The following is a 16,562-nucleotide window of genomic DNA, read 5'->3' as shown; positions in this document are numbered from 1 at the left end:
TGCTCAAGCCTCTTTACGGGCGCTGAAGAACGCCGCTTCGCTGACAATTCGATTGACCAGGCGGCCGACGCCTTCGACTTCCACCACCACTTCATCACCGGGCACCACGTCTGCCAGGCCTTCCGGCGTGCCGGTGGCGATCATGTCGCCGGGCTGCAAGGTCATGAAGCTGGACAGGTATTCGATCAGGTAAGGGATGTCGAAAATCATGTCCTTGGTGCTGCCTTCCTGGCGCAGTTCACCGTTGATCCAGGTGCGCAGGGTCAGGTTGCTCGGGTCTGGCACGTCGGCCACGTCGACGATCCACGGACCGACCGGCGTGGTGGCGTCGCGGTTTTTCACGCGCAGGTTGGGGCGGTAGTAGTTTTCCAGGTAGTCGCGGATCGCGTAGTCGTTGCACACCGTGTAGCCCGCCACGTAGTCCAGCGCGTCCGCGCGTTTGACGTTGCGTGCCGGCTTGCCGATGACGGCCACCAGTTCGCACTCGTAGTGCATGTAGGCGACGTTGTCCGGGCGCCAGGTCACCTGGTTGTGGCCGGTGTAGGTGCCTGGCGACTTGATGAAAGCCAGCGGCTCGGTCGGTGGCTTGAACGCCAACTCGGCGGCGTGATCGGCGTAGTTCAAGCCCAGGGCAAACATGCTGCCGGTGGCCGGTGGCAGCCATTGCACTTGGTCTTCGGCCAGCAGGCGACCATCGGCCAGGCGCACGGCGTTGTGGTCTTCGACGTGGGCGAGGTGGATCTGGCCTTCAAACTGGATACGGGCGTGTTTCATGGAAGCTCCTGTTTACTCGGCCACGACGTGGTTGACGAGGCGGCCCAAACCGCTGATTTCGACTTCGACGGTGTCACCCGGCTGCACATCGACGCGACCTTCCGGTGTGCCGGTGATCAGCACGTCGCCGGCGTGCAGGGTCATGAACTCGCTGATTTCGGCGATCAGCAACGCAATGCTGCGCACGAAGTTTGCCGTGGTGTTGTGCTGGCGAATCTCGCCGTTGACGTACAGCGTGATTGCCAGGCTGTGCGGGTCGGCGACCTGGGCGGTGGGTACCAACTCTGGCCCGATGGCGCAGAAACCATCCCGGCATTTGGCTTTGACGGCGGGGCGGTAGTAGCTGTCTTCCGGCAGGCTGAATTCATTGATAATGGTGAATCCGGCGACGTAATCGAGCGCGTCGGCCTGGCTGACGCGGCTGGCACTCTTGGCCATCACCACCCCCAAGGCCGGGCCGGGTTGCAAGCGTTCGCCCTGGCCTGGGTGCACAACGTTGGCGCCGTGCTGGTTGCGCGTATTGGGCGTCTTGATAAACAGCACCGGCTTGACCGGAGGCTTCTGGTACGGCGGTTGTTCGAATTCGGCGAGGTGCTGTTTCAGCAACCCCTGGTAGTTCAGCGCGACCCCAAAAAGGGTGCCCGTCGCGACGTCATGCAAGGCGCGGCTCATGCGTTCTCCTGGCAGAGCCATGGGCCCTGTATTTCGTTAATGTGTTAACAGTTATAATTAAGATGTTAACTATCGTCAAGCGTGGCACACTCTCGATGCGGTGGTTGTGCGGCCCGAATCGATGCAGGATGAGCGTGGCAGCACCCCGCCAATCAGAATAAAAACGAGTAGCGTGCGATGACCGACCGGCAACCCATCCCGAACATCAACATTGGCCAGGTGTACGACCAGCGCTACAGCGACGCGCAGGTCCATTACGACCGGCTGGCCAACCTGGCGGGGTTTTTCGGGCGCAATATGCCGGTCCACCGCCACGACCGGTTCTTCCAGGTGCACTACGTGAAAAGCGGCACGGTGCGCGTCTATCTGGATGACCAGCAGTACGTCGAGTCGGGGCCGATGTTCTTTCTCACGCCGCCTACCGTGCCGCACGCCTTTGTGACTGAGGCCGACAGCGACGGGCATGTGTTGACGGTGCGTCAGCAACTGGTCTGGCAACTGATTGATGCCGACCCCAGCCTCGCGCCAGCCGGCGCGCAACTGCCGGCCGCGTGTGTGGCGCTGGCGCAGTTGGGGCCGCACTACACGAGTGAAATCCGCCGCCTGGATTTTTTGTTCGAGGCACTCAGCGAAGAGGTCGAGGCCCCGCGTCCAGGGCACAGTGCGGCCCTGGACAGCCTGACGCGCTTGATCATGATCAGCCTGTTGCGGCTGTGCTCCCACTCGCTCAAAGCCACGCCGGCGCGGCATGAAGACTTGAGGATTTTCCACCGTTTCAACGAGTTGATTGAAGCGCACTACCAGCAGCACTGGCCGTTGTCGCGGTATGCGCAAGGCATCGGGGTGACCGAGGCACGGCTCAACGATGTGTGCCGGCGTATCGCCGACTTGCCGTCCAAGCGCCTGATTCTGGAGCGGCTCATGCAGGAGGCCAAGCGGCTGCTGATGTTCACGGGCAGCTCCGCCAATGAAATCTGCTACCGGCTCGGCTTCAAGGACCCGGCCTATTTCAGTCGGTTTTTCCAGCGCTACGCACAGCTCACTCCGGGGGAGTACCGCCAGCGGCAATTGGGTTTGCGTTGAGCCAGGCATGGGGGAGTGCGCCTTGGTCTTGTTGATCTTGTACGGATCAGCATGACCAGCTCAGCGGTGGGACAGAATGGCTTTTACACGGAACCGATTGCACTTTTCACAGGCTTGCACCTGCTGGCCCGCGACACTAAGCTGCCGACTCGCCCCTCCAACTGGTGCCGATATGGCCAACCCCCGACCGTCGCTGACCCTGACCCTGCTGCAAGCGCGTGAAGCCGCAATGGCTTTTTTCCGACCCGCGCTGAACCAGCACGAACTGACCGAACAACAGTGGCGAGTCATTCGCATACTGCACCAGCAGGGTGAACTCGAAAGCCATCAACTGGCCCAGCAGGCGTGCATTCTCAAGCCGAGCATGACCGGCGTGCTCAGCCGCCTGGAACGTGATGGCCTGGTGCGTCGGCAGAAGTCCAGCCAGGATCAGCGCCGTGTGTTTGTCGACCTGACCGAACGCGGCCAGCAGTGCTTCGTCTCCATGAGTGCGGGCATGGAAAGCAACTACCAGAAAATCGAGGCGCAGTTTGGCGCGGAGAAAATGGAGCAATTGCTGGGCTTGCTCAATGAGCTGAAAAATATCAAGCCTTGAGGGCTGATTCGTCAGCGAGCAACGCCCTGCGGCAAACCTCCAGGATTTCATCCGCCAATGGCGAGTCGTCAGGGCAGGCGCGGGATAACACAATGGCGCCGATGGCATGGGCGAACCGGTTGATCATCTGTGCCCGAACGTCCTCATCCTGCCCGCCAGCGTCCTGTTGAAGGGCGGCCAGCGCGTTGTCGATGCCTTCGGCGAACGTCGCCTTGACCGTTTCTGACTGGCGCGCGGCATCCCCGCACAGGGCTGACATCGTGCAACCCTGGCCGGGCGCATCCCGGTGCTCCCTGGACACGTAACGATTGAAGAACTCATCGGCGCCAAGCCCCGCGCTGTCGGTCAGCGATTGGCACAGCCCGCTGGCGGCAGCTTCAGCCATCAAGTCGGCCTTTGACCCGAAGTGCTTGTAGAACCCGCCATGGGTGAATCCGGCTTCGGCCATCAGGTCGGCCACGCCGACGCCGTCATAACCGCGCTCGCGGAATAACCGGGAGGCCGTTTCGACGATGTGCGCCCGGTTTAACTGCACTTGTGCCTTGCTGACCCTCATACCCTGACCCTCGCTGCTGACCACTGTTTTCTGCGCCTTACTATACATTGATGTCGATCAGCATCAAAACCATTGACGAATAAGATTATGATCGACATCATAAAGGCCGTCCCACCTAATCGTTGTTAACCTAGAGAGCACAGCCATGACGAACGCTTCTTCTATCCTGATCACCGGCGCGTCCAGCGGTATTGGCGCCACCTACGCCGAGCGCTTTGCCCAGCGCGGCCACGACCTGGTGCTGGTTGCCCGCGACAAGGCGCGGCTGGACACCCTGGCTGCGCGCTTGCGTCAGGAACATGGCGTGGCGGTGGATGTGCTGCAGGCCGATCTCACTCAGCAAGCGGACCTGGCTGTTGTTGAAGCACGCCTGCGCGATGACACGCGCATCGGCGTGCTGATAAACAACGCAGGCGCCGCCCAAACGGGAGACTTCATGGCACAGACAGGCGAAAGCATCGAGCAACTGATCGCGCTGAACGTCACCTCGCTGACGCGGCTCGCCCGGGCAATTGCCCCGAGATTGGCAGAGGCCGGCGAAGGCGCCATCGTGAATATCGGCTCGGTGGTCGGCCTGGCACCGGAGTTGGGAATGACGCTGTATGGCGCGACCAAGGCGTTCGTGCAATTCCTGTCCCAGGGCATGAGTCTGGAACTTTCCGGCAAGGGCGTTTATGTACAGGCAGTACTGCCGGCAGCCACTCGCACGGAAATCTGGGAACGCTCGGGCATCGACATCAACACGCTGCCGGAGGTCATGGAGGTGGGCGAGCTGGTGGATGCCGCACTGATCGGCTTCGACCGCCGCGAACTCGTGACCATACCGCCGCTGCATGACGCGGCGCGCTGGGACAGCCTCCAGTCTGCGCGTCAGGGGTTGCTGTCGGAACTGCGTCAGGCCCACGCCGCCGAGCGCTATCGTCCTCAATAATGTGCAATCGCGTACCGCCGACTTACTCCGTACAGAGCTGATCCCATGAAGGCATTTTTCATCGAACGCTACAAAGACCCTGGTCGGATCGGCCAGTTGCCCGAGCCTGAAGTGCGGGATAACGAGGTGCTGGTGCAGGTGCATGCCGCCAGCATCAACCTGTTGGATGCCAAGATCAGAAAGGGCGAGTTCAAGCTGATCCTGCCGTATCGGTTCCCGCTGGTGCTGGGCAATGACTTGGCGGGTGTTGTCGTGCGGACAGGGGCCAAGGTCAAGCGCTTCAAGCCGGGCGACGAGGTCTATGCGCGGCCTCATGACGAGCGCATCGGCACCTTCGCCGAGCGGGTCTGCGTGAGGGAAGATGCGTTGGCATTCAAGCCCGGCAACCTCGACATGACGCAGGCGGCAGCGCTACCGCTGGTCAGCTTGACGGCGTGGCAGGTGCTGGTGGAAACCGCCCAGCTCAAAAAAGGCCAGAAGGTGCTGATTCACGCAGGCTCGGGTGGTGTGGGCACGATCGCGATTCAACTGGCCAAGCACTTGGGCGCGTTTGTGGCGACGACCACCAGTACGCGCAATGTCGAATGGGTCAAGGCTTTGGGGGCGGACCTGGTCATCGATTACCAGAAGCAGGCATTCGATAGTGTCCTGCAAGGCTATGACGTGGTCCTCAACAGCCTGGGCGCAGACGTACTGGCGAAATCGCTCAAAGTCCTCAAGCCCGGCGGACGGCTCATTTCCATCGCTGGCCCGCCGACACCGCAGTTTGCCCAGGAGCAAGGCTTGTCCTGGGTCTTGAAGCGCGTCATGGGTCTATTGAGCTACGGCATTCGACGCAAAGCGCGTCAATGCGGGGTCAGCTACTCATTCGTGTTCATGCGGGCCAATGGCGAGCAACTGCGTGAGATCACCGCACTGGTGGAGTCGGGTGCGATCAAGCCGGTGGTGGACCGCACCTTCGCGTTTGAGTCGACAGCGGAGGCGTTGGCCTATGTGGAGACGGGGCGGGCTAAAGGGAAGGTTGTCGTACAACTGAATGCGCTATGATGGGCATTCATTCGCCAACCGAGATACCCGTTCTTGATGGACAACCCGAACGTCCAGCCCACCGTTCGCCGCCGGCACCGCAGCCTGGCTGAAGAACTGGTCACCGAGCTTTCCCGGCGCATCTGCACCGGGGAACTTGCGCGCGCAACCAAACTGCCTACCGAATCCGAAGTGATGGCCGAACACGGCGTGAGTCGCACCGTGGTGCGTGAGGCCATCTCGCGTCTGCAAGCTTCTGGCCTGGTGGAAACCCGGCACGGCGTCGGCACGTTTGTGAAGGATATTCCCAGCCCCAGCGGGTTTCGGATCGACCCGGACACCATCGTCACCCTGCAGGACGTGCTGGCGGTGCTGGAGCTGCGCATCTGCCTGGAAGTGGAGGCGGCCGGCCTGGCCTGTGTGGGCCGCACCGACCAGCAATTGCAGGTGATGCGCGACTCACTGGATGCGCTGAATTCGCGGGCGGTGAGTGCCGATTACGCGGTGACGGCAGACTTCCAGTTTCACCAGCAGATCGCATTGGCCACCGGCAATCGCTATTTCACCGACATCATGTTGCACCTCGGGGTCAACATCCTGCCGCGTACACGCTTGCACTCAAAGCGCTTGGCCAACGCCAATAAAGAGCCCTACCTGGAGCGTCTGAGCCGCGAGCACGAGGACATCTACAAAGCCATTTTGCGCCGCGACGCAGACGCCGCTCGCGCCGCTATGCGCCTGCATCTGTCCAACAGTCGCGAACGTATGCGCCGGGCCTATGAAGCGGCGGCCGCCGAATTGTCGAACGGCCCCGCTGCGGTGAACGCGCCGCCTTGAAGCCCGGCGCCGGGTTCATCCGCCGCCGGTTGCGGTTGCTGCTCGACCTTGGCGCGAAACTGCTCCGAGCTGTCCTGCGGCGCAAAGCCCAGGTGCTCGGCATGCCGATTGCTCCACCAGCGCTCCTTATTGGCTGAAACGCCATACACCACACTGTGCCCTACGTCCTTGGCCAGCAGGGCGCGCGCTACCAGATGATCGAGGTCCGCATAGCTCAGCCAGGTGTGCAGCATCCGTCGGTTACGCGGTTCGGGGAACGACGAGCCGATGCGCAAGCTCACGGTTTCAATCCCGTAGCGATGGAAATAGAACGCCGCCAGGTCTTCGCCGTAAGCCTTGGAGAGCGCGTAGTAACCATCCGGGCGGCGCTGTGCGTGCACATCCAGTTCCACGTCCTGGGGGTAAAAACCGGTGACGTGGTTGGAGCTGGCGAACACAATCCGCTTGACCCCCTGTTGCCGCGCCGCCTCGTAAATATGGAAGGTGCCGCGAATATTGGCGTCGAGAATCTCCTCGAACTGCCGCTCCACTGAAATCCCGCCCAGGTGCACGATCGCGTCAACGCCATCGACCAGCGCCGCCACGGCAGCCTTGTCGGCCAGGTTGCACTGGATCACTTCGTCGTGTGCGCCCGCGCTGGGCGCCATGGCGCTGATGTCCGAGGCGCGCACGATGTGGGCGTGGGCCTGCAGGGTTTCGCGCAGGATCTGCCCCAGGCCGCCGGCGGCGCCGGTGAGCAGAATGCGGGTGAAGGGTTTGGGCTGTGTGGTCATGGTCAGGTCTTCCTTTGAGCGCTGAAGGCATAGGCGTTGCCTGGCGAGCGATGCGCGTTCGCCAGGCAAGTCGCGGGGAGGGGGCGTTACATGAAGTTGTATTGGATGCCCAGGCGCCACCGCGCCTGGCGGTCCTCAGTGGTGGAATTGACCTTCACATCACCAATCTCCATGAATGGGGCCCATTCCTTGGTGAGCTTGTATTTGACGATCAGGTTCTGTTCGTAGTCGCTCTTCTTGTTGTCGTAGCGGATGTAGTCAGTCTTGAAGTAGATGAACTGATATTCGTACGCCCACTTACTGGCCGGCGTGTAGCCGAGCCAGCCTTCGAAACGATGGGTGGTCTGGTCATCCTTGATGTGGTCAGGCAGGTCTTCATTGACCTGGTCGCGGTCCAGTTTCTTGGTGTCCAGGCGATAGCGCGTGGCGGCGTAGAAGGCATCGTTGATCTTGTAGTTGTACTTGAGACCCAGCTTGTAGGTGGTCGAGTCCTTCGAGCTGTCCATCTGGAACGCCGGGGTCAACGTCGATTGCGGGCTGAGCTTGTAGTTGTAGCTCACAGTGAACTCATGCCCGTTGTTGACCATGTTGTCGTAGGCCACATCTTCACGGTCCCCGGCCGTGCGGTATTTCATTTCCGCTTCAAAACCCAGGCCACTGTCCAGGCGGTAGTTGAGCTTGATTCGGTCAGCGTGGGCGCTGTCTTCCTCAGTGAACTGGTGGCGGTAGTTGATGCTGGCAGAGTCAGCGCTGACATACAGCGGCAGGCCGAGGGCCAGGGCAGTAACGAGCGTGCGTAGGGTGGTGTTCATACGGTCTTCTTTTTTTGTTTTTGTTAGGGTCGTTTGACGGTTGCTACGGCGATGCGTTGTTGCGTGTGGCTCTCATCTAAGGTACCGATATACGTTATCGTACGACAAGATGACTCGTCTAGCGGTTATCGGTCGTTTTGAAACACTTTGAAACATATGTGCCCTATGAATAGGTCTTTACAGCAACCGCTGTTATTCCTTGGTTGTCTTTAAAAATAGGGGTTTTACGGTGTTTTGCGGGAAATTCACGTTGAGGTGGGGCAGGTTATTGGGTCTTTTCAAGTGTTGTACGATGACCTATGATCGGTCGCAACAGACGACATTCCTGTCTCAAATCCAATAAGAAGGCTTAAGACGTCCATGAGAATCACAGCAGTCAACGTCCAGGTGTTTTCCTACCCGACCCGCCGCGCAGTCGACAGCGCCGGCCATGCCCACCCCGGTGATGTCACCCAGGCGCAGATGGCTTTGCTGCGCATCCAGACTGAAGACGGCCAGGAAGGTTTTGCGTTCGGCGCCCCTGAATTGATCCGCCCGTATGTGCTGGATGGGTTCGTGCGCAAAGTGCTGGTGGGGCAGAACGCCTTTGATCGCGAAAAGATCTGGCAGGACCTCGCCCATTGGCAGCGTGGCAGTGCCAGCCAACTGACCGACCGCGCCTTGGCTCTGGTTGAGCAGGCGCTGTGGGATTGGGCAGGGCGCAAACTCGGCGTGCCGGTGCACAAGTTGATTGGTGGTTTCCGCGACAAGGTGCCGGCCTACGGCTCGACCATGTGTGGCGACGAGCTGCCGGGCGGCCTCGCTACCCCCGAAGATTACGGGCGCTTCGCCGAGACCCTGGTGCAGCGCGGCTACAAGGCCATCAAGCTGCACACCTGGATGCCGCCGGTGTCCTTCGCGCCGAGCCCGCGCATCGACGTCAAAGCCTGCGCGGCCGTGCGTGAAGCGGTTGGCCCGGACATCGCGCTGATGCTCGACGGTTACCACTGGTACAGCCGCACCGAGGCGCTGTACATCGGTCGCGAGCTGGAGAAACTCGACTTCGCCTGGTTCGAAGAACCGATGATGGAAGAGTCCGCCGAGTCCTATGCCTGGCTCGCAGGGCAGCTGGATATTCCGGTGCTTGGCCCGGAAACCCTGTCCGGCAAACACCTCGCCCGCGCCAGTTGGGTCAAGCACGATGTGTGCGATATCTTGCGTGCCGGTGTTGCGGGCGTCGGCGGCATTGCGCCGTGCCTGAAGGTCGCGCACCTGGCCGAATCGTTTGGCATGGACTGCGAAATCCACGGCAACGGCGCTGCCAACCTGGCGGTGGTCGGCGCGATCAAGAACTGCACCTGGTATGAGCGTGGCCTGTTGCACCCGTACCTGGACTACGACGAAGTACCGGCCTACCTCAACCGCCTGGTGGACCCGATGGACAACGATGGGTTTGTGCACCTGTCCGACGCGCCGGGCCTGGGCGAGGACATCAATTTCAACTACATCGAGACCAATACGCTCAAGAGCTTCTGACGTGTAAACGGTCAGTTCGGCATAGGTTGAGCTGGCCGAGAGCCCTATAAATATAAAAAAGGCACTCTCGCTATGAACATATTCCCTTCGCTGTGGGCGCGGGTATTCGTTGCCGCCCTGGCCGTTACCGCCGTACCTGCAAGCTTTGCCAAAACCCCGGCCGATCAACTGATCGTCGGCATGAGCATGATCAATCTGCTGTCCCTCGACCCAGCGGCCGCCACCGGCCTGGACGTGTCGGAAATCAACGCCAACCTGTATGACATGTTGCTGGTGCAGGACGTCGCCCAGCCAGATCGCCTGGTACCGGCGCTGGCCGAGCGCTGGCAGGTCAGTGAAGACCGCAAGATCCTGACCTTCAACCTGCGCAGTGGGGTGAAGTTCCAGTCCGGCAATGACTTGAGCGCCGAAGACGTCGCCTGGTCGCTGCACCGGGTGCTCAAGCTCAACCTCGCGCTGGCCTCCACCTGGAAGGCCTACGGGTTCACCGCCGAAAACGTCGAGCGCTACATGCGCGCCACGGATGCCAATACGTTCGTGATCGAACTGCCACGGCCGACCGATCCGCTGCTGGTGCTCAACACCCTGGCGACCTCGCCGAGTGCGTTCATCCTCGACCGCAAAAAAGTCCTCGAACACCAGAAAGGCAGCGACATGGGCGCCGCCTGGCTGGTGACCCACGCCGCCGGCAGCGGTGCATTTGTGCTCAATGACTGGCGCGCCAACGACGTCATCCTGATGACCCGCTTCGACGGTTACTGGGGCGGCCCGGCCAAGCTCAAGCGCATCGTGATGCGCAACATGACCGAGTCGCAGTCGTTGCGCCTGATGATCGAGCGCGGCGACCTGGACATTGCCAAAGGTATGTCGGCGCCGGACATCGAAGCCCTGCAAAAAAGTGACAAGGTGCGCACCCAGACCCTGCAACGTGGCACCTTGTATTACGTGGCCCTGAGTGTGAAGCAGCCGATGTTCGCCGATGCGCGTGTGCGCAAGGCCGTGCGTTCGCTGATCGACTACCAGGGCATCAACCAGACGGTCATGCCTCATTACGGCGTGATCAACCAGCGGCCGATGCCGTTGGGTCTGGCGGCGCGCCTGCCGGATCCCGGCTACAAACTCAACGTCGAGCAGGCCAAGGCCTGGCTGGCTGAGGCCGGTTACCCGAACGGCTTCAAGACCACCATTCGCGTGCTGGCCGAACCGCCCTTCATCAACATTGCCTCCAACCTGCAATCGACCCTGGCCCAGGCCGGCATCGAAGCCAGCATCATTACCGGCACCGGTAACCAGATCTACGGCGCCATGCGCGAGCGCACCTTCGACATCATCGTCGGTCGCGGCGGTGGCGGGGCGGAGCGTCATCCCCATTCCAGCCTGCGCACCCTGGTGTACAACCCGGATAACCGCGATGAAGCCAAACTGACCAACTTCCAGGGCTGGCGCACCTCGTTCTACAGCCCTGAACTGAACCAGTTGATTGAGCATGCAGAAGTTGAACCGGATGCCGACAAACAGCTGACGCAGTACCGCGAGATCCAGGCGCAGGTCGATCAGCAGGTCGGGGCCATTTTGCCGGTCTCGCAGATGACCGACACCGTGGTGGTGTACACCGACGTGGCCGACTTCCAGGGCCATACCGCTGCGACCACGCGCTACAAAGACGTCTACAAAAAGCGCTGATCGATTTACCAGGAGCTCACTATGTTTGTTATGACTGCCTCTGTCATGGGCGCTCGCGCTTCCAATACCCTACGGCGCGCCAGCACCGTGTTGGTGACGCTGCTCGGCCTGTTGGCGCTGACCTTTATCATCGGCCGGGTCATGCCGCTTGACCCCGTGCTGGCGGTAGTCGGGCCGGACGCCGACAGCTCCACCTACGACCAGGTGTACCGGTCGATGGGCCTCGACAAGCCGATCTGGACCCAGTTCGGCCTTTACCTCATTGATTTGCTCCACGGTGATTTCGGCAATGCGCTGCTCACCGGCCACCCAGTGCTGGATGACATCCTGCGCGTGTTCCCGGCGACCATCGAACTGGCCACGTTGGCGATCCTGTTCGGCGTGCTGATCGGCTTGCCGCTGGGCGTGTGTGCGGCGAGCAATCAAGGTCGGCTCGGCGACCACGTGGCGCGGGTGATCACCCTGTTCGGTTATTCCACACCGATTTTCTGGCTGGGCATGATGGGCCTGCTGGTGTTCTACGCCTGGCTCGGCTGGGCTGGCGGCGCGGGGCGCATCGACCTGGCCTACGACGGCATGGTGCCCGAGGTTACCGGCCTGTTGCTGATCGACACCTCACTCGCCCGCGACTGGGATGCCTTCGCCAGCGCTCTGCGGCATATCGTGTTACCGGCGCTGATCCTGGGCCTGAACTCGGTGGCGTACATCAGCCGCATGACCCGCAGTTTCATGCTGGAGCAGTTGTCCCAGGAGTACATCATCACGGCACGGGTCAAGGGTTTGTCCCGGCGCCAAGTGGTGTGGGGGCATGCATTTCGCAACATCCTCGTGCAGTTGCTCACCGTGGTTGCGCTGGCCTACGGCTCGCTGCTCGAAGGTGCGGTGCTGATCGAAACCGTGTTCGCCTGGCCGGGGTTCGGCCAATACCTCACCAGCAGCCTGATGCTCGGTGACATGAACGCGGTGATGGGCTGCGTGCTGGTGATCGGCCTGATTTTCGTCGCGCTCAACCTGATCAGCGATGCCTTGTACAAGGTGTTCGATCCGCGCACTCGTTAAGGCGCTACGCAAAAAAACTATAAAAAGAAGGATTCTTTAATGACGACTGTATTTTCGAAACTGCACCTCGGCCTGCTGACCGCCATCCTCGCCATCGGCCCGATGACCCTGGCCAGCGCCAAGACCCCGGCCGATCAACTGATTGTCGGCATGAGCATGGTCAACCTGTTCTCCATCGACCCGGCCAACGCGCCCGGCCTGGATGCGTCCGGCGTCAATGCCAACCTTTACGACACGCTGATCAAGCGTGACCAGGGCAGCCCGGAAAAACACCTGCCGCAACTGGCCGAACGCTGGGACATCAGCGAGGACGGCAAGCAGGTGACGTTTCATCTGCGCCAGGACGTGAAATTCCATTCGGGCAACCCGCTGACCGCCGAAGATGTGGCGTGGTCGCTGTACCGCGTGATGAAGCTCAACTTCGGCCTGGCGACCACCTGGAAAGCCTACGGCTACAGCGTCGACAACATTCAGGCGCTGATCCGCGCCACGGATGCCCACACCCTGGTGGTCGACCTGCCGCAGACCATGGACCCCTTGTTGTTGGTGGACTCCCTAGCGATCTCGCCCAGCGCCGTGATCGTGGACCGCAAGACCGCCCTGGCCCATGAAAAAAACGGTGACCTCGGCGCCGGTTGGCTGGTGACGAACGAGGCGGGCAGCGGCCCCTTCGTGCTGACCAAATGGAGCGCCAACGACTCGCTGCTGCTGACCCGTTTCGATGGCTACTGGGGCGGCGCGGCCAAGCTCAAGCGCGTGGTGGTGCGGCACATGACCGAATCCCAGTCCCTGCGCCTGATGCTCGAACGCGGCGATCTGGACCTGGCCTACGGCATGGCCGCACCGGACATTCGCGCCATCGACGGCTCGGACAAGATCCAGGTGCAGTCGCTGCCACGCGGTACCATGTACTACGTCGCCATGAGCATGAAGCAGCCGGAATTCGCCAAGCCCAAGGTGCGCGAAGCGGTGCGCAACCTGATCGACTACAAAGGCCTGGACCAACAAGTGATGCCGTATTACGGCAAGCTCAACCAGCAGCCGATGCAGTTGGGCCTGGAAGCGCGGCTGCCGGATCCCGGCTATCACATGGACGTGGCCAAGGCGAAAGCCCTGCTGGCAGAGGCCGGTTACCCCGAGGGCTTCAACACCACCATTCGCACGCTGTCGGAGCCGCCGTTCATTGATATCGCTGCGCGCTTGCAAGCCACGCTGGCCGAAGGCGGGATCAAGGCCAGTATCGTCACCGGTACCGGCAACCAGGTGTACGGCGCGATGCGCGCGCGCAATTTCGAGATCATCGTGGCCCGTGGCGCCGAGCGTTACCCGCACCCGTATTTCAGCCTGCGCACCTTTGCCTACAACCCCAACAACAGCGATGACGCCGGCCTGCCGAACTTCCAGGGCTGGCGCGCTTCGTTTTTCAATCCGCAGATCAACAGCCTGATCGACCAGGCCGGCGTGACGCGTGATTCGGCGCAGCGGGTCAGCCTGTACCACCAGGCGCAGAACCTCTACGACCAGCAAGTGGGGCCGATCCTGATGATTTCGCAGATGACCGACACCGTGGTCAGCGCTGCCGACGTCAAGGGCTTCACCGGTGACGATGCCGAGGCCACCCGTTACCTGGGTGTCTACAAGCAGCGTTGAGTGCTTCCAGAATTCACACAGAGAAGATGCTTATGAATGCCAATCTGTCTTCCATCGAATCGGCGACGAAGCGCCCGGTGGATCGCTCGCCAGGCTCCAGCTTCGATGCTTTTTGCAAGAGTGGCCTGCGGGTGTTGCGTCACCTTTTGCGCAACCCCATGACCCTGGCAGGCCTGCTGGTGGCGCTGCTGTTGGTGGTCGTCGCGGCCTTTGCGCCGTGGATCGCCACCCACGATCCGGTGGCGCAGAATCTTGCCAATGCCTTGCAGGCACCGGGCTCGGCGCATTGGTTCGGCACCGATGAATATGGCCGGGACATCTTCAGCCGGCTGGTCTACGGCTCGCGGATCACGCTGTACATCATTGGTCTGGTGACGGTGATTGTGGGGCCGATCGGGTTGTTTATCGGCACCGTATCGGGCTACTTCGGTGGCGCGGTCGACACCGTGTTCATGCGCCTGACCGACATCTTCATCTCCTTCCCCAGCCTGGTCCTGGCCCTGGCCTTTATCGCGGCGCTCGGCCCTGGCCTGGAACATGCGGTGGTGGCGATAGCCTTGACCTCCTGGCCGCCGATTGCGCGGCTGGCGCGGGCTGAAACCCTGTCCTTGCGTAACGCTGATTTCGTCGTCGCGGTGGAGCTGCAAGGCGCCTCGCCGGCGCGGATTATCCTGCGCCATATCGTGCCGATGTGCCTGTCCTCGGTGATCATCCGCCTGACCATGAACATGGCGGGGATCATCCTCACCGCTGCGGCACTGGGCTTTCTCGGCCTGGGCGCCCAGGCGCCGCTGCCGGAGTGGGGCGCAATGATCTCCACTGGCCGCCGCTACATGCTCGAATGCTGGTGGCTGGTGGCGGTGCCAGGGGCGGCGATCATGCTGGTCAGCCTGGCTTTCAACCTGTTGGGCGATGGCCTGCGGGACATCCTTGATCCGCGCAGCGAATAATCGGAGGAACACCTGATGTCCGCCATCAAACTGAATGTCGAAGGGCTTAACGTGCGCTTCGTCAGTGGCCAGAAAGAAACCCACGCCGTGCGCGATGTGTCCTTCACTTTGGGCCGTGAAAAACTGGCGATTGTCGGTGAGTCCGGCTCCGGTAAATCCACCGTGGGCCGCAGCCTGCTCAAGCTGCATCCGCCCAGCGCCAGGATCACCGCCAAGGCCATGGCGTTTGGCGAGGTCGACCTGCTGTCGGCCAGTGAAAAAGCCATGCAGAAGATTCGCGGCCAGCGCATCTCGATGATCATGCAGGACCCCAAGTATTCGCTGAACCCAGTGGTCAAGGTCGGCGACCAGATCGCCGAAGCCTACCTGGCCCACCACAAGGCCAGCCGCAGCGATGCCCGCGAGCGCGTGCTGCAGATGCTGGAGCAGGTGCACATCCGCGACCCGCAGCGCGTCTATAACCTGTACCCCCACGAAGTCTCCGGCGGCATGGGGCAGCGCATCATGATCGCGATGATGGTGATCACTCGTCCGGAAGTGATCATCGCCGACGAGCCCACCTCGGCCCTGGATGTCTCGGTGCGCCAACAAGTGCTCAACGTGCTGGAAGAGTTGGTGGACCAGCAGCAGATGGGGCTGATCTTCGTCAGCCACGACCTCAACCTGGTGCGCAACTACTGCGACCGCGTGCTGGTGATGTATGCCGGGCGCGTCGTCGAATCCCTGGCCGCCTGCGACCTGCACTACGCCGAGCACCCCTACACCCGTGGCCTGCTGGCCGCGCTGCCGAGCATGGATAACCGCCGTGCGCACCTGCCGGTGCTCAAGCGCGATCCTCTCTGGCTGACCCAATAAGGAACCCGACCATGCCCATGATCCAAGCGCACGCCTTGAACCTGAGCTTCGGCACAGGCGCTGCCATCAACCAAGTGCTGCACGATGTGAGCCTGAGTGTCGCCGACGGAGAATCGTTCGGCCTGGTGGGGGAGTCCGGCTCGGGCAAGACCACCGTGCTGCGCTGCCTGGCCGGGCAATACCGGCACTGGAACGGCGAGCTGAGCATTGCCGGCGCGCCGTTGCATCACAAAATTTCCAAGGAGCACTTTCGCAAGGTGCAAATGGTCTTCCAGGATCCTTACGGCTCCCTGCACCCTCGGCACACCATCGACACCGCATTGCGCGAGCCGCTGATTATCCACGGGGTAGCGGACAAGGACGACCGCATCAACGAGATCCTGCTCAAGGTTGGCCTGAACGACAGTTTCCGTTTTCGCTACCCGCACCAACTGTCCGGCGGGCAGCGCCAGCGCGTGGCAATTGCGCGGGCCTTGATCCTGGAGCCACGGGTGCTGTTGCTGGATGAACCGACCTCGGCGCTGGATGTGTCGGTCCAGGCCGAGATTCTCAACCTGCTGGCGGACCTGCGTCAGCGCGAGAAACTCACCTACTTGCTGGTGACCCATGACCTGGGCGTGGTGACTCACTTGTGCGACCGGGTGGCGGTGATGCAGCACGGCAAGATCGTCGAACTGCTCGACTGTCAGGCCCTGAGCCAGGACCAGGCGGGGCACGATTACACGCGCATGCTGGTGCAGGCCAGCCGTGACTTCAGTCAGGAGTCGGAGCGGCGACGTGTGGGCTAAAAG

17 protein-coding genes are annotated in these 16,562 nt (G+C 61.6%); 12 read left to right on the top strand and 5 right to left on the bottom strand.

Annotated features, from left to right (window positions below; translation table 11 throughout):
- Positions 1-3 precede the first annotated feature (3 nt).
- Together EJD88_RS20275 and EJD88_RS20270 are read right to left on the bottom strand one after the other, a co-directional pair.
- Positions 4-774 carry a fumarylacetoacetate hydrolase family protein gene (locus EJD88_RS20275; protein WP_112194660.1) on the bottom strand — a complete coding sequence of 257 codons (771 nt, stop codon included), beginning with the start codon at positions 772-774 and terminating at the stop codon, positions 4-6.
- A gap of 12 nt (positions 775-786) precedes the next feature.
- Positions 787-1,446 (bottom strand): fumarylacetoacetate hydrolase family protein, encoded by a 660-nt coding sequence (locus EJD88_RS20270; protein ID WP_158878853.1) that lies wholly within the window; start codon positions 1,444-1,446, stop codon positions 787-789.
- Positions 1,447-1,623: 177 nt separating this feature from the next.
- Between EJD88_RS20270 and hpaA the strand changes: the two genes are divergently transcribed.
- Complete coding sequence (gene hpaA / locus EJD88_RS20265; protein WP_158878852.1) at positions 1,624-2,529, top strand: 4-hydroxyphenylacetate catabolism regulatory protein HpaA; 906 nt, start codon at positions 1,624-1,626, stop codon at positions 2,527-2,529.
- A gap of 172 nt (positions 2,530-2,701) precedes the next feature.
- Positions 2,702-3,124, top strand: coding sequence for a homoprotocatechuate degradation operon regulator HpaR (gene hpaR / locus EJD88_RS20260; protein WP_099584508.1), 423 nt, complete (start codon positions 2,702-2,704; stop codon positions 3,122-3,124).
- On the opposite strand, the gene EJD88_RS20255 is transcribed toward hpaR, so the two are convergent.
- Positions 3,114-3,680: a TetR/AcrR family transcriptional regulator gene (locus EJD88_RS20255; protein WP_099584595.1), complete on the bottom strand. Its 567-nt coding sequence runs from the start codon at positions 3,678-3,680 to the stop codon at positions 3,114-3,116. The two genes, hpaR and EJD88_RS20255, sit on opposite strands and share 11 nt — an antisense overlap.
- A 145-nt stretch (positions 3,681-3,825) precedes the next feature.
- Here EJD88_RS20255 and EJD88_RS20250 point away from each other — a divergent pair, with 145 nt between their 5' ends.
- Genes EJD88_RS20250 through EJD88_RS20240 form a run of 3 tightly spaced genes read left to right on the top strand, consistent with a single transcriptional unit; the run spans position 3,826 to position 6,474 of the window.
- On the top strand, positions 3,826-4,611 hold the full coding sequence (locus EJD88_RS20250; protein ID WP_099584509.1) for an SDR family oxidoreductase: 786 nt from the start codon (positions 3,826-3,828) through the stop codon (positions 4,609-4,611).
- A 45-nt stretch (positions 4,612-4,656) separates the two neighbouring features.
- Positions 4,657-5,658, top strand: coding sequence for an NADP-dependent oxidoreductase (locus EJD88_RS20245; RefSeq protein WP_099584510.1), 1,002 nt, complete (start codon positions 4,657-4,659; stop codon positions 5,656-5,658).
- A 36-nt stretch (positions 5,659-5,694) separates the two neighbouring features.
- A complete protein-coding gene (locus EJD88_RS20240; protein WP_158878851.1) occupies positions 5,695-6,474 on the top strand; it encodes a FadR/GntR family transcriptional regulator in 780 nt (259 codons plus the stop codon).
- On the opposite strand, the gene EJD88_RS20235 is transcribed toward EJD88_RS20240, so the two are convergent.
- Positions 6,414-7,247: an NAD(P)-dependent oxidoreductase gene (locus EJD88_RS20235; RefSeq protein WP_158878850.1), complete on the bottom strand. Its 834-nt coding sequence runs from the start codon at positions 7,245-7,247 to the stop codon at positions 6,414-6,416. The two genes, EJD88_RS20240 and EJD88_RS20235, sit on opposite strands and share 61 nt — an antisense overlap.
- Before the next feature lie 86 nt (positions 7,248-7,333).
- On the bottom strand, positions 7,334-8,059 hold the full coding sequence (locus tag EJD88_RS20230; RefSeq protein WP_099584513.1) for an oligogalacturonate-specific porin KdgM family protein: 726 nt from the start codon (positions 8,057-8,059) through the stop codon (positions 7,334-7,336).
- A 360-nt stretch (positions 8,060-8,419) separates the two neighbouring features.
- On the opposite strand from EJD88_RS20230, the gene EJD88_RS20225 reads away from it, so the two are divergent.
- From EJD88_RS20225 to EJD88_RS20195, 7 genes are all read left to right on the top strand, one after another.
- Positions 8,420-9,574: a mandelate racemase family protein gene (locus EJD88_RS20225; RefSeq protein ID WP_099584514.1), complete on the top strand. Its 1,155-nt coding sequence runs from the start codon at positions 8,420-8,422 to the stop codon at positions 9,572-9,574.
- A 72-nt stretch (positions 9,575-9,646) separates the two neighbouring features.
- The gene (locus EJD88_RS20220) at positions 9,647-11,257 is read left to right on the top strand and encodes an ABC transporter substrate-binding protein (RefSeq protein WP_158878849.1); all 1,611 of its coding nucleotides are present in this window, start codon (positions 9,647-9,649) and stop codon (positions 11,255-11,257) included.
- A 45-nt stretch (positions 11,258-11,302) separates the two neighbouring features.
- Positions 11,303-12,316, top strand: a complete 1,014-nt coding sequence (locus EJD88_RS20215; RefSeq protein WP_371926574.1) for an ABC transporter permease — start codon at positions 11,303-11,305, stop codon at positions 12,314-12,316.
- Positions 12,317-12,355: 39 nt separating this feature from the next.
- Positions 12,356-13,966 carry an ABC transporter substrate-binding protein gene (locus EJD88_RS20210; RefSeq protein ID WP_158878847.1) on the top strand — a complete coding sequence of 537 codons (1,611 nt, stop codon included), beginning with the start codon at positions 12,356-12,358 and terminating at the stop codon, positions 13,964-13,966.
- Positions 13,967-13,998: 32 nt separating this feature from the next.
- On the top strand, positions 13,999-14,916 hold the full coding sequence (locus EJD88_RS20205) for an ABC transporter permease (RefSeq protein ID WP_160385064.1): 918 nt from the start codon (positions 13,999-14,001) through the stop codon (positions 14,914-14,916).
- Between the two features lie 15 nt (positions 14,917-14,931).
- Positions 14,932-15,771 (top strand): ABC transporter ATP-binding protein, encoded by an 840-nt coding sequence (locus EJD88_RS20200; protein WP_099584518.1) that lies wholly within the window; start codon positions 14,932-14,934, stop codon positions 15,769-15,771.
- 11 nt (positions 15,772-15,782) lie between these two features.
- The gene (locus EJD88_RS20195; RefSeq protein WP_158878846.1) at positions 15,783-16,559 is read left to right on the top strand and encodes an ABC transporter ATP-binding protein; all 777 of its coding nucleotides are present in this window, start codon (positions 15,783-15,785) and stop codon (positions 16,557-16,559) included.
- Positions 16,560-16,562 lie beyond the last annotated feature (3 nt).

This window comes from Pseudomonas sp. PB105 (assembly GCF_009764655.1).
Taxonomy (GTDB): Bacteria; Pseudomonadota; Gammaproteobacteria; order Pseudomonadales; family Pseudomonadaceae; genus Aquipseudomonas; species Aquipseudomonas cyclaminis.
The sequence above is the reverse complement of the archived record's forward strand: the minus strand, read 5'-3'. Positions and strand labels throughout refer to the sequence as shown.

Excerpts from the sequence above, each read along its gene's own strand:
- EJD88_RS20275 (WP_112194660.1), bottom strand. The coding sequence starts at position 774 with ATGAAACACGCCCGTATCCAGTTTGAAGGCCAGATCCACCTCGCCCAC.
- EJD88_RS20270 (WP_158878853.1), bottom strand. The coding sequence starts at position 1,446 with ATGAGCCGCGCCTTGCATGACGTCGCGACGGGCACCCTTTTTGGGGTC.
- hpaA (WP_158878852.1), top strand. The coding sequence starts at position 1,624 with ATGACCGACCGGCAACCCATCCCGAACATCAACATTGGCCAGGTGTAC.
- hpaR (WP_099584508.1), top strand. The coding sequence starts at position 2,702 with ATGGCCAACCCCCGACCGTCGCTGACCCTGACCCTGCTGCAAGCGCGT.
- EJD88_RS20255 (WP_099584595.1), bottom strand. The coding sequence starts at position 3,680 with ATGAGGGTCAGCAAGGCACAAGTGCAGTTAAACCGGGCGCACATCGTC.
- EJD88_RS20250 (WP_099584509.1), top strand. The coding sequence starts at position 3,826 with ATGACGAACGCTTCTTCTATCCTGATCACCGGCGCGTCCAGCGGTATT.
- EJD88_RS20245 (WP_099584510.1), top strand. The coding sequence starts at position 4,657 with ATGAAGGCATTTTTCATCGAACGCTACAAAGACCCTGGTCGGATCGGC.
- EJD88_RS20240 (WP_158878851.1), top strand. The coding sequence starts at position 5,695 with ATGGACAACCCGAACGTCCAGCCCACCGTTCGCCGCCGGCACCGCAGC.
- EJD88_RS20235 (WP_158878850.1), bottom strand. The coding sequence starts at position 7,247 with ATGACCACACAGCCCAAACCCTTCACCCGCATTCTGCTCACCGGCGCC.
- EJD88_RS20230 (WP_099584513.1), bottom strand. The coding sequence starts at position 8,059 with ATGAACACCACCCTACGCACGCTCGTTACTGCCCTGGCCCTCGGCCTG.
- EJD88_RS20225 (WP_099584514.1), top strand. The coding sequence starts at position 8,420 with ATGAGAATCACAGCAGTCAACGTCCAGGTGTTTTCCTACCCGACCCGC.
- EJD88_RS20220 (WP_158878849.1), top strand. The coding sequence starts at position 9,647 with ATGAACATATTCCCTTCGCTGTGGGCGCGGGTATTCGTTGCCGCCCTG.
- EJD88_RS20215 (WP_371926574.1), top strand. The coding sequence starts at position 11,303 with ATGGGCGCTCGCGCTTCCAATACCCTACGGCGCGCCAGCACCGTGTTG.
- EJD88_RS20210 (WP_158878847.1), top strand. The coding sequence starts at position 12,356 with ATGACGACTGTATTTTCGAAACTGCACCTCGGCCTGCTGACCGCCATC.
- EJD88_RS20205 (WP_160385064.1), top strand. The coding sequence starts at position 13,999 with ATGAATGCCAATCTGTCTTCCATCGAATCGGCGACGAAGCGCCCGGTG.
- EJD88_RS20200 (WP_099584518.1), top strand. The coding sequence starts at position 14,932 with ATGTCCGCCATCAAACTGAATGTCGAAGGGCTTAACGTGCGCTTCGTC.
- EJD88_RS20195 (WP_158878846.1), top strand. The coding sequence starts at position 15,783 with ATGCCCATGATCCAAGCGCACGCCTTGAACCTGAGCTTCGGCACAGGC.